Origin of the sequence: Amycolatopsis sp. NPDC059235, from assembly GCF_042754125.1 — a bacterium.
Classification (GTDB): domain Bacteria; phylum Actinomycetota; class Actinomycetes; order Mycobacteriales; family Pseudonocardiaceae; genus Amycolatopsis; species Amycolatopsis albidoflava.
The window spans coordinates 12,796-25,859 of record NZ_JBHZAG010000043.1 but is presented as its reverse complement, the minus strand read 5'-3'; the positions used below and the strand labels follow the sequence as shown (position 1 = coordinate 25,859).

The 13,064-nt window shown below is 67.7% G+C and carries 15 protein-coding genes; 9 read left to right on the top strand and 6 right to left on the bottom strand.

From position 1 onward, the window contains the following. Positions 1-60 precede the first annotated feature (60 nt). Both ACFXI3_RS25860 and ACFXI3_RS25855 read left to right on the top strand, forming a co-directional pair. The gene (locus tag ACFXI3_RS25860; RefSeq protein ID WP_378402793.1) at positions 61-1,050 is read left to right on the top strand and encodes a fumarylacetoacetate hydrolase family protein; all 990 of its coding nucleotides are present in this window, start codon (positions 61-63) and stop codon (positions 1,048-1,050) included. A gap of 9 nt (positions 1,051-1,059) precedes the next feature. After that, positions 1,060-2,001, top strand: coding sequence for an MBL fold metallo-hydrolase (locus ACFXI3_RS25855; protein WP_378402791.1), 942 nt, complete (start codon positions 1,060-1,062; stop codon positions 1,999-2,001). Between the two features lie 4 nt (positions 2,002-2,005). Here the strand turns inward: ACFXI3_RS25855 and ACFXI3_RS25850 are convergent, their stop codons facing one another. Both ACFXI3_RS25850 and ACFXI3_RS25845 read right to left on the bottom strand, forming a co-directional pair. Then, complete coding sequence (locus tag ACFXI3_RS25850) at positions 2,006-2,389, bottom strand: hypothetical protein (protein WP_378402875.1); 384 nt, start codon at positions 2,387-2,389, stop codon at positions 2,006-2,008. 102 nt (positions 2,390-2,491) lie between these two features. After that, positions 2,492-3,670: a cytochrome P450 gene (locus ACFXI3_RS25845; protein WP_378402789.1), complete on the bottom strand. Its 1,179-nt coding sequence runs from the start codon at positions 3,668-3,670 to the stop codon at positions 2,492-2,494. Between the two features lie 207 nt (positions 3,671-3,877). Between ACFXI3_RS25845 and ACFXI3_RS25840 the strand changes: the two genes are divergently transcribed. Continuing rightward, positions 3,878-4,228 (top strand): antibiotic biosynthesis monooxygenase family protein, encoded by a 351-nt coding sequence (locus ACFXI3_RS25840; RefSeq protein WP_378402787.1) that lies wholly within the window; start codon positions 3,878-3,880, stop codon positions 4,226-4,228. A 4-nt stretch (positions 4,229-4,232) separates the two neighbouring features. On the opposite strand, the gene ACFXI3_RS25835 is transcribed toward ACFXI3_RS25840, so the two are convergent. After that, a complete protein-coding gene (locus tag ACFXI3_RS25835; protein ID WP_378402785.1) occupies positions 4,233-4,829 on the bottom strand; it encodes a TetR/AcrR family transcriptional regulator in 597 nt (198 codons plus the stop codon). A gap of 98 nt (positions 4,830-4,927) precedes the next feature. Between ACFXI3_RS25835 and ACFXI3_RS25830 the strand changes: the two genes are divergently transcribed. Both ACFXI3_RS25830 and ACFXI3_RS25825 read left to right on the top strand, forming a co-directional pair. Further along, a complete protein-coding gene (locus tag ACFXI3_RS25830; RefSeq protein ID WP_378402874.1) occupies positions 4,928-5,947 on the top strand; it encodes a hypothetical protein in 1,020 nt (339 codons plus the stop codon). 32 nt (positions 5,948-5,979) lie between these two features. Beyond that, positions 5,980-7,293 (top strand): MFS transporter, encoded by a 1,314-nt coding sequence (locus ACFXI3_RS25825; RefSeq protein WP_378402783.1) that lies wholly within the window; start codon positions 5,980-5,982, stop codon positions 7,291-7,293. Here ACFXI3_RS25825 and ACFXI3_RS25820 read toward each other — a convergent pair whose 3' ends face one another. Together ACFXI3_RS25820 and ACFXI3_RS25815 are read right to left on the bottom strand one after the other, a co-directional pair. After that, positions 7,294-7,968 carry a TetR/AcrR family transcriptional regulator gene (locus ACFXI3_RS25820; protein WP_378402781.1) on the bottom strand — a complete coding sequence of 225 codons (675 nt, stop codon included), beginning with the start codon at positions 7,966-7,968 and terminating at the stop codon, positions 7,294-7,296. It abuts the gene before it with no gap. A 55-nt stretch (positions 7,969-8,023) separates the two neighbouring features. Next, positions 8,024-8,662 carry a TetR/AcrR family transcriptional regulator gene (locus ACFXI3_RS25815; RefSeq protein WP_378402779.1) on the bottom strand — a complete coding sequence of 213 codons (639 nt, stop codon included), beginning with the start codon at positions 8,660-8,662 and terminating at the stop codon, positions 8,024-8,026. Positions 8,663-8,788: 126 nt separating this feature from the next. On the opposite strand from ACFXI3_RS25815, the gene ACFXI3_RS25810 reads away from it, so the two are divergent. Both ACFXI3_RS25810 and ACFXI3_RS25805 read left to right on the top strand, forming a co-directional pair. Next, positions 8,789-9,247 carry a cupin domain-containing protein gene (locus ACFXI3_RS25810; protein WP_344280955.1) on the top strand — a complete coding sequence of 153 codons (459 nt, stop codon included), beginning with the start codon at positions 8,789-8,791 and terminating at the stop codon, positions 9,245-9,247. 140 nt (positions 9,248-9,387) lie between these two features. Continuing rightward, positions 9,388-10,323, top strand: a complete 936-nt coding sequence (locus ACFXI3_RS25805; RefSeq protein WP_378402872.1) for a methyltransferase — start codon at positions 9,388-9,390, stop codon at positions 10,321-10,323. Here the strand turns inward: ACFXI3_RS25805 and ACFXI3_RS25800 are convergent. After that, positions 10,320-10,880 carry a TIGR03086 family metal-binding protein gene (locus ACFXI3_RS25800; protein ID WP_378402777.1) on the bottom strand — a complete coding sequence of 187 codons (561 nt, stop codon included), beginning with the start codon at positions 10,878-10,880 and terminating at the stop codon, positions 10,320-10,322. The genes ACFXI3_RS25805 and ACFXI3_RS25800 overlap by 4 nt on opposite strands. A 66-nt stretch (positions 10,881-10,946) precedes the next feature. Here ACFXI3_RS25800 and ACFXI3_RS25795 point away from each other — a divergent pair, with 66 nt between their 5' ends. Then, entirely contained in the window at positions 10,947-11,915 is a 969-nt protein-coding gene (locus ACFXI3_RS25795; protein ID WP_378402775.1) for an RNA polymerase subunit sigma-70, read from the top strand. Then, positions 11,909-13,063: an AAA family ATPase gene (locus ACFXI3_RS25790; RefSeq protein WP_378402773.1), complete on the top strand. Its 1,155-nt coding sequence runs from the start codon at positions 11,909-11,911 to the stop codon at positions 13,061-13,063. Before ACFXI3_RS25795 ends, ACFXI3_RS25790 begins: the two co-directional genes overlap by 7 nt. The last annotated feature ends 1 nt before the right edge of the window (position 13,064 follow it).

The following is a 13,064-nucleotide window of genomic DNA, read 5'->3' as shown; positions in this document are numbered from 1 at the left end:
TACGTCGCGGCATAAGTTGGACTCAAGTCCAAACTTATACTCCAGTTCAAGGAGGCGGCGATGTGGTTGGTCACCTACGAATCCGCGGGTACGGCCCGGCTCGGTGTGCTGCACGGCGACGTCGTGGTGGATCCGGCGCGCGTCTTGCGGGCGGCGAAGGCCGGAGCCGAAGTCCCGGCCGAGATGGTTGCCTTCTTCGAGGGCGGGGCCGAGGCGCGCGCCAGGGCTGAGCAGGCGCTTCAGCTGGCAGACGCCGCGGCGGAAAAAGGCGACTTGTTGATCGACGAAGGTCATCCGGCAGTGCTTCCGCAGGAGGAAGTCCGGCTGCTCGCCCCGGTGCCGAGGCCGCGCCGGATTCGCGACTATCTCACCTACACCCAGCATGCCTCCGGCTCCGGCCTCGCTGTTCCGCCTGCCTTCGCGGCGATGCCGATTTGCTACAAGGCCAACGTCGAGACGGTGATCGGCCCGGAGGAGCCGTTGCTGTGGCCGTCCTACACCGAGCAGCTCGATTTCGAGCTCGAACTCGGTTTCTTCACCTCTGGCGGCGGCAAAAACCTCACTCCGGCCGAGGCTGCCGGACGCATCGCCGGCGTCACGATTTTCAACGACGTCAGCGCCCGCGACATCCAGCTGTTCGAGATGAGCATGACGATCGGGCCCTCCAAAGGAAAAGACTTCTGCACCGCGATGGGCCCGTGCGTGCTCACCATGGACGAGGTCGACGAATGGGCGGTGCAAATGTCGGCGACGGTCAACGGCGAGGTCTGGGCTTCCGGGTCCACAAAGGACCGGCAGTTCTCCTTCGCCGAGGTGCTCGCGTGGGCGTCGCTGGACGAAGACGTCTATCCGGGGGAGTTTTTCGGGCTCGGCACCGTCGGCGGCGGGTGCGGGCTGGAATTGGACCGCTGGATCCAGCCGGGCGACGTGGTGGAACTTGCCGCCTCTGGCGTCGGGGTGCTGCGAAACCCGGTGGGGCAACGGCAGATCCCGCCGGAAGGCGCGGGATTGGCTTCATATCACGGTGCACCCGAGGTGCACGTTCACTAGGAGGTAGCCATGCCCAAAGAAATTCCCTACACCAAAGGACATCACCGGCTCACCGAACACTGCTCGGCTTGGCTGGTCCCGGACGGAACGTGGGGCTGGAGCAATGCCGGGCTGATCGCCGGGGCCGGCGAATCCCTTCTCGTCGACACTCTCTTCGACGTGCCGATGACCCGGGAAATGCTGACCGGTCTGCACGAAACCACAGTAGACAGTCCAATCAAGACAGTCGTGAACACACACGCCAACGGGGACCACTGGTTCGGAAACGAACTGGTCGCCGACGCCTCCATCGTCGCGTCCGAGGCCACGGCGGAAGAAATGCGCACCAATGGCCCCGACCTCATGCGCGGCCTGGTGCATCAGGAAGGTCCGCTCGGCCGGTTCGCCCAGCACATCCTCCACCCGTTCGACTTCGACTCCATCACCGCGACCTACGCGACCCGGACGTTCGCCGAACAGCTGAAGCTCGACATCGGCGGTGTGGCAGTGGAAATCCGCTGTCTCGGCCCCGCGCACACCGAGGGCGACAGCGTCGTGCTGGTTCCGGACGAGGGCGTGCTGTACGCCGGCGACCTGTTGTTCATCGGCGGCACCCCGATCACCTGGGCAGGCCCGGTGTCGAACTGGATCGCCGCCTGCGACGCGATGCTGGCGATGGACGCCGAGTTCGTCGTCCCCGGCCACGGCCCGGTCACCGACGCCGACGGCATCCGCTCGGTCCTCGACTACCTGCAGTGGGTGCAAGCCGAGGCCGCCGACCGCCACCGCCGGGGGATGACCCCGGAGGAGGCGATGCGCGACATCTCGCTTGGCCGGTTCGCGGACCTCGACGAGCACGGCCGTCTCGCGCAGAATGTGCTTGCGGTGTACTACGAACTCGACCCGGAGATGGAGCGGGTGGACACGCGTGAGGTGTTCCGCCGCATCGCCGAACTGGAAGGGTTCGCGTGATCCGCTAACCGGCCACGGTCAGGATTCCGAGCGCCAGCAGTACGAGAACCTTCACGGTTTCCGTTGCGATGTAAACGAAATGCGCCCGAGACCGCGGCAGCTCCACGCCTTCCGGGGCGGCGAGGACGCGGTCCGTCCGCCGGTTCAACGCCGGACGGACCGCTCCCAGTTGCCCGATCAGCACCACGACAGCCACCGCCGCCAGCACTGTCACGGCGGCCCCCGGCTGCCCGACCACCACGGAGACCACCACCCCCGCCGCGAGCACAATCTCGGCGAGGTTCAAGGCCCGGAACACCAACCGGCCGATGCCGAGGCCGATCGGGATGGTCACCCCCGGCGCGCGGAACTTCAGCGGGGCTTCCAGGAACGAGATGGCGAGCACCATCCCGAACCAGACGAACGTGAAGGCGCCGATCAACGCAATCCCATGCACAGCGCGGAAAACCTCGATTCCGGTGTTCGATCCGCCGCTGCCAGGCTACTCCCGCTACCAGGTCACCGGCAGCCGCACCGGACCGTAAATCGACGCATCGTGCGGCAAGTCAACCTCGGCGAACGGCACCGCGAGCCGCAGGCCGGGGAACCGCGCGAACAGCCGGAACAGCGCGGTCCGCATCTCGACCCTGGCCAGCTGCTGCCCGAGGCATTGGTGCACGCCGTGCCCAAAAGCCAGCTGCCCGGCCGCTTTCCGGGTGACGTCCAGCTCGTCCGGGTCCGGGAACTTCTCCGGATTCCGGTTGGCCACCGGCAGCGACACGACGATCGGGTCGCCCGCCTTGATCGCCACGCCGCCGAGTTCGACGTCCTCCAGCGCGGTGCGGATCGGGCCGATGTGGATCACGCTGAGGTAGCGCAGCAGTTCCTCGACCGTGCCCGCGGTGAGCTCCGGGTCGGCCTTGAACTTCGCCAGCTGCTCCGGGTTTTCCAGCAGCGCCAGCGTGCCGAGCGCGATCATGTTGCGGGTCGTCTCGAACCCGGCGACCAGCAGCATCATGCCGATGTTGGCGAGTTCCTCGTCGGTCAGCTCGCCGCCGCGGACCAGGTCGGACAGCAGATCGTCGCTCGGCGCCGCCCGCTTCTCCTCGATCTGCCCGGCGATGAACGCGACGACGCCCTGGGTGGCGTCGATCCGCTCGGCGATCGGGACGTCCTTGGAGAACATCGTGGTGGTGAACCTGTCGAATTCGGCGCGGCGCTCGTACGGCGCGCCGAGCAGTTCGCAGATCACCAGTGACGGAACCGGTCGCGCAAACGCTTCCACCAGGTCGACCGGACCGTCCGCGGCGGCCATCGCGTCGAGGTGGTCGTCGACGATCTCGGCGACGCGGTCCTCCAGCTTCCGCATCCGGTGCACGGTGAACGCCCCGGTGAGCAGCTTGCGGTAGCGGTGGTGGTCCGGGTCGTCCATTCCGCTGAACACCCCCGGATCCGCTGGTTTCGGTTCCGGCAACGGGCCGAAGTCGAGCGGGATCTTCGACAGCTCCACTCGCGCGGACATCCGCTTGTCCGAGAGGACTGCCCGCACCTCCTGATATCCGGTGACGAGCCAGCCTTGACCGCCGTCCGGATACGTCAGCGGCTCGACCGGAGCCTGGGTGCGCTGGGCCGGCGCCGGATCGAACGGACACGCGCCCCTTTCGAGCGGGAGTCCTGCCTGACGGGTCATCGTCGCTCCTTCCCCTCTGAATAGTTCAGAAGGTACACAGCTTTCACAAATTTGTGAAGAGAATGTCCAAGCTGAATGCGGGGCGGGCGGGGATTCACCGGCCTGGCCTAGCGCTAGCGCTGCTAGACAACCGAGCGGCAGCAGTGCTAGCGTTGCCTCAACAGCTAGCAACGCTAGATTCAGTCACCAGCAAGGAGAAGTACCGAAATGGCCAAGTTGCAGAGCCTCGACCCGCGCACGCCGATGTTCGCTCAGTTCAAGGAGAAGACCGGACCGATCGTCCTGGCCAACACCTTCGTAGTCCCGGAGGGGAAGACTGAAGAGTTCCTGGCCATTTTCAAGAAGCAGGCCGAGTACATGAAGGCTCAGCCCGGATTCGTCTCGCTCCAGATGCACCGCGGAACGGCGGGCAGTCAGCTGCTGATGAACGTCGCGGTCTGGGAATCGACCGGGGCGCTCGCGGCCGCGTTCGGCAGTCCGGAATTCCAGCGCCTGGCGGCCGAGACTTCCGACGACATCGAGTCGTACCCGCACATCTTCGAGCAGGTCGACGTCTGAGCCCTCAGGCCTCTGCGGCGTCGAGGGCCGGAACGAGCGGTTCGAGCATGCGCCGCATCAGGTCTGGCAGTGACCCGGACACCACGACCAGGCCGTTGCCTGCCGGTTGCGTCCACTGCTCCAACGCGACCCGCACCGCCGCCGCGACGGACGCGGCCAGCACGCGCGCGGTCTGCGGGTCGCCGATCCGGGTCGCGATCACTTCCTCCAGCGGGTCTTCCAGCGCGGCCGGAGCGTCGAGGAATGCCGTACGCAGCCCGGGATTCGTGGTGATCAGCAGCAGCGCGTCGCGGCTCTGCTCGCCGGGGTCGGTGTACTGCTCGGCGATCGCGTCGATGATCGCCGCGGCCAGCCGGGTCTTCGGGAGGCGCTCGGCGACGGCGGCGGCGATCCGGCTTTCGCGGTCCGCGGTGACCGCGGCGACGATCGCTTCCTCGCGGCTGGAGAAGTAGTTGTTGTAGGTCCGCGGCGAGACTCCGGCCGCCTCGGCGATGTCGTCGACGCGGACGTTCGCCGGCCCGTGTTCGAGCGCCAGCCGCAGCGCTGCTTCGCGCAGTGCGACGCGGGTGGCCTCCTTCTTCCGTTCGCGCAATCCGGTCACGTGCCCAGTCTCGCAGTGTTCGTGCGCCTGCGCAAACTTGCGTGCACGCAAGTTTCGTGCGTAGGGTGAGCGGCGTCCCCGAACGAGAGGAAACCGCCATGCGCGGCAAGGGAATGACGTACGAGACCGGATTCGTCCGCAATGGACGGTCGTCGCGGGAGAGCTTCGAACCGGAGGTGGTGAAACGCGAACTGGCGATCATCCGCGACGACCTGCACTGCACCGCGGTGCATCTCGTCGGCGGCGATCCGGAGCGGCTGGAGCGGGCCGCGCAGTGGGCGGCCGACCTGGGGCTGGAGGTCTGGTTCTCGCCGTATCCGCTGGAGCAGACCCACGAAGAGATGCTCGCCCTCTTCGCCGACTGCGCCACCCGTGCGGAACGGCTGCGCGCCACCGGAGCGGACGTCGTGTTCGTGACCGGCGTCGAGTTGAGCGTGATGAACCACGGCTTCCTGCCCGGCGAGGACGTCGCGGAACGGGTCAGTTTGCTGCTCGCCGAACCCGAGGGCCGCGCCGAGCGGCTGGCCGCGGTGGGCAAGCGGCTCGACCCGTTCCTCGACATCGCCGTCAAGCTGGTGCGGGAGCGGTTCCACGGCCCGGTCACCTACGCGTGCATCCAGTTCGAGCAGGTGGACTGGAGCCGGTTCGACTTCGTCACGGTGGAACTCATCCGCTCCGCCGAGGTCGCGCCGATCTTCCAGGACGGCGTGCGAACCCTGGTGGCGCAAGGGAAGCCGGTCGCGATCACCGGCTTCGGGACGGCGACCTGGCACGGCTCCGGCGACGTCGCGCCGCGGAGCATGGAGATCGTCGAGTACGACAAGGAAACCGGCGATCCGCTCCGCATCGACGGCGAGTACGAGCGCGACGAAGCCGGGCAGGCGGGGTATCTGCGCGAACTGCTGGAGGTCTTCGACGAGGAGGGAGTGGACAGTGCGTTCGTGTTCCTGTTCGCGCTCTACAACTATCCGCACCGGCCCGGCGGCAACGATCTCGACCTCGCCAGCTTCGGCCTGGTGAAGGTCCTGGAGGACCGCTCGGGCACGGCGTACCCGGGGCTGAACTGGGAACCGAAGGAGGCGTTCGCCGCGGTCGCCGAGCATTACGCAAAACCTTGACGCGGCAGGGTCCGGGCGGGTGAGATCCGGACATGTCGACGAAGACGAGCGCACTGGGCAACCGGGTCATGGCCAAGGCGGCGGTGCGGATCATGCCGCTGCTGATGCTGCTGTACTTCGTCAACTACCTGGACCGGGTCAACATCGGGTTCGCCGGTCCGAACGGGATGAACAAAGAACTCGGCCTCACCGCGACGGCGTTCGGGCTCGCGTCGGGGATCTTCTTCATCGGCTACCTGATCCTCGAGGTGCCGAGCAACCTCGCACTGCACCGGTTCGGCGCGCGCCGCTGGATCGCGCGGATCATGATCACCTGGGGCGCGGTGGCCGTCGCGATGGCGTTCGTGCCGAACACCACGACGCTGGTGGTGCTGCGATTCGTGCTCGGCGTCGCCGAGGCGGGGTTCTTTCCCGGCATCATTCTGTATCTGACGTACTGGTTCCCGGCGGCGCAGCGGGCGAAGGCGGTCGCGCTGTTCATGTGCGCGGTGCCGGTGTCGAGCGCGATCGGCTCGACCGTCTCCAGCCTGCTGATCAGCGGCGGGCACGGCATCTTCGGCCTGTCCGGCTGGCGGTTCATGTTCCTGGTCGAAGGCGTTCCGGCGATCCTGCTCGCGGTCGTCACGTGGTTCTGCCTGAGCGACCGGCCGGAAACCGCGAAGTGGCTGTCGGCGGAAGAACGCGACTGGCTCACCAACGAACTCGACACCGAACGCCGCGCCACCGAAGCCGAACACCACTGGCCGCTGCGGAAAGCGCTCACCCATCCGCGGATCCTCGGGCTGGCGTTCGTGTACTTCGCGGTCGTCTACGGCCTGTACGCGCTGGGCTTCTTCCTGCCGACGATCATCGCCGGGTTCGGCGAGGAGTTCGGCACCAAACTGACTGTGCTGCAGGCCGGTTTGGTGAACGCGATCCCGTACGTCGCGGGTGCGTTGGTGATGGTCCCGTGGGCGCGCCACGGCGACCGCACCGGCGAACGAACGTGGCACGTCGCGCTGCCGATGCTTGTCGGCGGCGCGGCGATCCCGGTCGCGCTGTATCTCGGAAACCCTTACGCCACAATGACCGCGGTGACCATCTGCGCGATGGGCGTGTGCGCGGCGCTGCCGACGTTCTGGGCACTGCCGTCGAACTTCCTGTCCGGCGCGGCGGCTGCCGGCGGGATCGCGCTGATCAACGCACTGGGCAACCTGAGCGGGTTCGTCGCGCCGTATATGACGGGTTGGCTGCGCGATCTGACCGGTACGCAGCGGACTGGTTTGTGGGTGGTCGGCGCGTGCATGGTGGCCGGGGCCGTGCTGGCGGTGGCGTTGGGGGCGAAGCCTCGCGCGTCTCGCCGGTGATCAGGAGGCGCGGCGTACTCGGTCGGTCAGCACTCGTACTTCGGTCTCGAACAAGGCGTCGGCGTCGAGTCCCATCGCGGTGAAGCCGCCGCCGATTTCGAGGCTGACGAAGCCGTGCAGCCGCGACCACAGCGCGACTGCGAGCTGGTGGTTCTCGGTGTTCGCGCGCCGGGCGTCGAGCACTTCCTCGTTCTCGTACGCCGTCGGCTTCTCGACGGTGGCGGAATCGAGGTGGTGCAACACCCCGAGCACCACGCCCATCAGCGACCGGGCCGCTTCGGCGAGCGGCTTGGCGTGTGCGTCGTATCCGGGGAACGGCGCCTTGAACAGCAGCTCGTACCGGTGCGGTTCTTCCCGCGCCCAATCCCGATACGCGGCGGCCAGCAGCCGGACCCGCGCTTCGGCGTCGGGTGCGTCAGTGTCGAGGGCGTTCGCCATGGCCTCGCGGAGATCGTGGTACGCGTCGATGACCAGGACGGTCAGCAGCTCGTCGCGGCTCGAGAAGTAGCGGTACAACGCAGGCCCGGAAACGCCGAGCTGCTTGGCGATGGCGTTGATGGAGATCGCCTGCGCACCGCCGGCCGCGAGCTGGTTGAGCGCGACGAATTTGACCTCCTCGCGCACCTGCTCGCGGAACCGTTCGCGCATCGGCTTGCGGGTGCCTGCTGCGGGCATCCCCACCTCCTTGACGACGCCCGACGGTAACATGGCCGATCGTTCGGAAGACCTTCTAACTCTTCGCCCTGCTCTCGAAGGCCTGCTCGACTTCCTCGCGTTCGACGGCGGGACCAGGCACTTCCCTCGGCCCCGCGGTCGCGATGCCGTTGAGGAAGTGCGCGATCTGCCGTCTCGCCAGGTGGGTCCAGTCGAGGACGGCGGCTTTCGGCTGCGTGAGCAGGGTGCTGAACGCGATGAGATCGGTGGCGTTGACCTGGCCGCGGATGCTGCCGTCCGCACGCCCGGTCGCGAGGAAGAAACCGAGCCGTCGGTAAATCGACTTTCGCGCCGCGACGGCCTCCGGGGTGACGAGCGGAGGCGCGCCGTGCAGCGGCAGCACCAGCTGGTCGGCGAGGTCTACGGTGCCTTCGAGATAGCGGGCGACCGCGTCGAGGCCAGTGCTGTCTTCGTCGGCTTCGATCTGGTCGAGCAGGCTGTTGAGCAGGCCGTACGCGCGGTGTTCCAGCGCCTGCAGCAACGCATCGCGGTCGGCGTAGCTGCGGTAGAGCGTGCCGATCCCGAGACCGGCCTCGGCGGCGATAGTGGCCAACGGAACGTGCCGGCCTTCGCGGAGCACCGCAGCGGCAGCCGAGGCGAGCAGCCGTTCGCGGTTGGCCTCGGCGTCCTTGCGGACCTTGCGCGGGCGGGACATCGGGTCTCCTTGCGGTGCCTGGACACTGCCCGTCAGTTTAGGCTAATCTGAATAAGCGGACGAAATATTCCGGATTTTCTGCCGACTCGTCCGTCTTCGGATTCCGTTGCCTCGCAGGGAGAATCGATGACCTCTCTTCCCCCGGACGATCCGCGACGCAAGCTCACCGTCGCGCGCCCGAACGACCTGCCGAGCATCGAGCTCGTCGGCGACAGCTACACGATCCTGGTGTCCGGCGACCAGACCAACGGCCGCTACTGCCTGATCGACATGCGCGTCCCGCCCGGCGGCGGCCCGCCGCCGCACCGGCACGACTTCGAGGAGATGTTCACCCTGCTCGAAGGCGAGCTTCGGTTCACCTTCCGCGGCGAGGAAACGATCGTGCACGCGGGCGAGACGGTGAACATCCCGGCCAACGCGCCGCACTTCTTCCGCAACATCTCCGACCGGCCCGCGCGGATGTACTGCATGTGCTCCCCGGCCGGACAGGAGGAATTCTTCCGGCAAGTGGCAAGTGCGGAGAAGGCCGAGCAAGGCCAGCGGGCGCAGTCGTTGGCGGCGAAGTATCACACCGAGCTTTTGTGACGGTGTTCGCGGCGTTTGAAGGCCGCTGAGCGTGAAAGTGTTGGCGCAGCCTGGAAAACCGGTTGACCGGGCTGGCAAAGTGGAGCCACGTGAGTGATGACGCGAACCACCTCCTCCGCGCCGCCAGCCTGGCCACCCCGATGGCATTGCGGGTCGCGGTAACGCTGGGCCTGCCCGACCGGCTGCGCACCCCCGGAACTGTCGACGACCTCGCCGCCGACCTGGATCTCTCGCCGATCGCGCTCGAAGTCCTGCTCGGCCACCTGGTCACGCTCGGCGTGGTCGAGCACACCGACGACGGCTACCTGACCACCTCGTACGGCGAGAATTTGTGCGCGGACAAGGAAAACGGCGTGGCCAACCTGCTGCACCTGGACCGCGCCGCCGGTCGTGCCGAACTCGCTTTCGTCGAGCTGGCGCACAGCCTCCGTACCGGCGAGGCTGCTTACTCCCGTCGGTACGGCAAGGATTTCTGGACCGATCTCGCCGAACAACCGCACCTGCGGCAATCCTTCGACCAGCAGATGACCAACCGGTTCCGTACCGAGATCCCGCAAGTGGTCGCCGGAATCGACTGGTCCGCATTCGGCACGGTAGTCGACGTCGGCGGCGGCCGAGGAGATTTGCTTGCCGCGATTCTCGAAGCTCAGCCGAAACTGCGCGCCCATTTGATCGACCTCGAACCCACCGCGAGCGAGACCCGCGCCGCCTTCGCCGCGCGCGGCCTCGCCGACCGAGCCGAGGTGCGAGGCGGCAGCTTCTTCGACCCGCTCCCGCCCGGAGCGGATGCCTATGTACTGGTGGACATCCTGCACAACTGGGACGACGAGAACGCCCGGCGCATCCTGCGACGGTGCGCGGAAGCGGCGGGCCCGTCCGGTCGAATCCTCGCGATCGAAGCGGTCAGCGGAATTCGTGCACGCACCGAAATGGACCTGGTCATGCTGGTCCATTTCGGCGGGCGCGAACGACGCGTCGAGGAATTCCGTACTCTCGCCGATTCCGCCGGCTTAACGCTGGAGTCAGCAGCCCCGCTGACCGACCAGCGGGGTCTGCTGACCTTCCGCGCCGGCTAATTCGGCGACCGGCCGAGCAATGCGGCCAGCCGATCCAGCGGCGGCGCGTCGTCCTCGATAGGCACCGGCGGAGCGAACGGACTCCGCTCCGCCGGAAGCTCGGCCAGCTGTGCCGCACTGAACGCGATTTCCCGCTCCACCAAGGCATCCTCGAACTTCGCCTCCTGGCCGGTGGCGCGAGCGAGGTCCCAGCCGTGCACGAGTTCCTCGACAATCCGCAGATGCGCCGCGGCGACCCCCGGAACCGTCCCGGCCGGGACCTCGACAACCTGCTCCAGCACCCCCGGCTGCCGGAACGCTGAAAGCAGCCCGGCCACCGCCTCCCGATAGGCCGCGACCGGATCGTCGCCGAGCGCGTCGGAAGCACGCGGGTCCAGCGAGCCGCCCGCCTCGCCGCGCAGGACGGCCGTGAACAGCCGGTGCCCGAGAACCAGATGGTTCACCAGTTCGCGGACGGTCCACTCCGGGCACGGCGTCGGCGCGTCCCAGCGAGACACGTCGGCGACCAGCTCGTCGGTGGACTCGAGGACGGCGGCCAGATCGTCGACAGGGTTCATCGTTTCGCCTTTCTCAGGGGTCGCCAGTAGAGACACCGCCCGCCCCGGAAACGGAACGGTGGCAGGATGCGAAGGGTGGGCCAGGACATCCTCGATCGCGCACGCGCCGGAGACGCGCACGCCTTCCGCGAGCTGGTCGAGCCCTATCGGCATGAGTTGCAGGTCCACTGCTACCGCCTCCTCGGTTCGCTCACCGACGCCGAGGACTTGCTGCAAGAGACGCTCCTCGCCGCCTGGCGCGGCCTGGACGGGTACGCCGGTCGAGCCTCGGTGCGCGCCTGGCTGTACCGCATCGCCACCAACCGCTGTCTCAACGCTATCCGCGACGCCGGCCGCCGCGTCCCGGCCGAACCGTCGCCGCCGTTCACCCCGACCGAACCCACGCGTCGCACCGAGGTGACGTGGCTGCAGCCCGCGCCGGACGACCCCGCCGCGCACTACAGCGCCAAGGAAACCTTCGAGCTGGCGTTCGTCGCGGCCCTGCAGAAACTCCCGCCGCGCCAGGCCGCCGTCCTCGTGCTCCGGGACGTGCTCGACTACTCCACCGCCGAGGTCGCGGAGATGCTGGATGCCAGCCCCACCGCGGTCAAAGGCGCTCTGCAACGCGCGCGGGCTCAGTTGCGCCAGACCGTCGAACCCGCTCCGCCAGCGCCCCGGGAACGGGAGATCGCGCAACGCTTCGCGGACGCGTTCAGCGAGGGCGACGTCGAGGGCGTAGTCGCACTTCTCACCGACGACGGCTGGCTCGCCATGCCGCCCGCGCCGCACGAGTACGTCGGCCGGGAAGCAGTCGCCGCATTCCTCACCATGTTCGGCGAATGGCGCGGCACCCGACGATTCCGGTTGCTTCCGACGCGCGCCAACACCCACCCAGCCTTCGGCTGCTACCTCACGGAATCCGGTGGGACTGCCGCGCATCCCGCCGGAATCCTCGTCCTCACACCATGGGGCGACCGAATCCGCACCGTCACCTGGTTTCTCGAACCTGAGCTGTTCCCGCGCTTTGGCCTCCCCTCGGAGGTATCGGCGTGCTGACCACCCTGGCCATCCAGAACTACCGCTCGCTGCGCGACCTGGTGCTGCCGTTGTCGCAGCTCACCGTGATCGTCGGCGCGAACGGCACCGGAAAATCCAGCCTGTACCGCGCGCTGCGCCTGCTCGCCGACGCCGGACGTAACGGTGCGGTCGCCGCCCTAGCCGGTGAGGGCGGCCTGCCGTCGACGCTGTGGGCCGGTCCGGAGACGATCAGCCGATCCGTGCGCGAAGGCCGGACGCCGGTACAACCGTTGCAGCGAACCAAAGCAGTCGGCCTGCGTCTGGGCTACTCCGGCGATGAATTCGGCTACGCCTTGGACTTCGGCCTCCCCGTCCCCGCCGAGACCGCCTTCAACCTGGACCCCGAGTACAAACGCGAATGCGTCTGGCACGGCCCAGTTCTGCGCCCGTCCGCGTTGCTGGCCGACCGCTCCGGCACGAGAGTCCGCATCCGCGACGACTCCGGTCGCTGGGCCGAGAGCGGCCGCTCGATCGCCCTCACCGACAGCATGCTGAGCGAGTTCGCCGACCCTCGCCGGTGCCCGGAACTCCTGATCGTACGAGACCGAGTCCGCGCGTGGCGGTTCTACGACCATTTCCGCACCGACGCCGACGCTCCCGCCAGGCAAAGCCGCATCGGCACCCGCACCTGGGCCCTGAACCACGACGGCGGCGACCTGGCCGCGGCCTTGCGCACCATCCAAGAATCCATCGACGCCGACGCCCTAGCCACCGCGATCGACGACGCCTTCCCGGGCTCGTCCGTGGAGGTAGTCGCTGCCGACGGCCGATTCGACCTCCGCTTCCACCAACACGGCCTGCTGCGCCCCCTGAGCGCCGCCGAACTCTCCGACGGAACCCTGCGTTACCTGCTGTGGGCCGCGGCGTTGCTGAGCCCGCGCCCGCCGGAACTGCTGGTATTGAACGAGCCGGAAACCAGCCTGCACCCGGACCTGTTGCCAGCGTTGGCCGCGTTGATCACTGCGGCGGCGAAGAAGACGCAACTGCTAGTGGTTTCGCATTCCCAGCTGCTGGTGCGGTTTCTGGAGGACGCTTCGGTGCTGGAACTGGAGAAGGAATTCGGCGCGACCGTGGTGGCTGGGCAGGGGAGGCTCGACCAACCGTCGTGGCATTGGCCGAAACGGTGAA

Excerpts from the sequence above, each read along its gene's own strand:
- ACFXI3_RS25860 (WP_378402793.1), top strand. The coding sequence starts at position 61 with ATGTGGTTGGTCACCTACGAATCCGCGGGTACGGCCCGGCTCGGTGTG.
- ACFXI3_RS25855 (WP_378402791.1), top strand. The coding sequence starts at position 1,060 with ATGCCCAAAGAAATTCCCTACACCAAAGGACATCACCGGCTCACCGAA.
- ACFXI3_RS25850 (WP_378402875.1), bottom strand. The coding sequence starts at position 2,389 with ATGGTGCTCGCCATCTCGTTCCTGGAAGCCCCGCTGAAGTTCCGCGCG.
- ACFXI3_RS25845 (WP_378402789.1), bottom strand. The coding sequence starts at position 3,670 with ATGACCCGTCAGGCAGGACTCCCGCTCGAAAGGGGCGCGTGTCCGTTC.
- ACFXI3_RS25840 (WP_378402787.1), top strand. The coding sequence starts at position 3,878 with ATGGCCAAGTTGCAGAGCCTCGACCCGCGCACGCCGATGTTCGCTCAG.
- ACFXI3_RS25830 (WP_378402874.1), top strand. The coding sequence starts at position 4,928 with ATGCGCGGCAAGGGAATGACGTACGAGACCGGATTCGTCCGCAATGGA.
- ACFXI3_RS25825 (WP_378402783.1), top strand. The coding sequence starts at position 5,980 with ATGTCGACGAAGACGAGCGCACTGGGCAACCGGGTCATGGCCAAGGCG.
- ACFXI3_RS25820 (WP_378402781.1), bottom strand. The coding sequence starts at position 7,968 with ATGCCCGCAGCAGGCACCCGCAAGCCGATGCGCGAACGGTTCCGCGAG.
- ACFXI3_RS25815 (WP_378402779.1), bottom strand. The coding sequence starts at position 8,662 with ATGTCCCGCCCGCGCAAGGTCCGCAAGGACGCCGAGGCCAACCGCGAA.
- ACFXI3_RS25810 (WP_344280955.1), top strand. The coding sequence starts at position 8,789 with ATGACCTCTCTTCCCCCGGACGATCCGCGACGCAAGCTCACCGTCGCG.
- ACFXI3_RS25805 (WP_378402872.1), top strand. The coding sequence starts at position 9,388 with ATGGCATTGCGGGTCGCGGTAACGCTGGGCCTGCCCGACCGGCTGCGC.
- ACFXI3_RS25800 (WP_378402777.1), bottom strand. The coding sequence starts at position 10,880 with ATGAACCCTGTCGACGATCTGGCCGCCGTCCTCGAGTCCACCGACGAG.
- ACFXI3_RS25795 (WP_378402775.1), top strand. The coding sequence starts at position 10,947 with ATGCGAAGGGTGGGCCAGGACATCCTCGATCGCGCACGCGCCGGAGAC.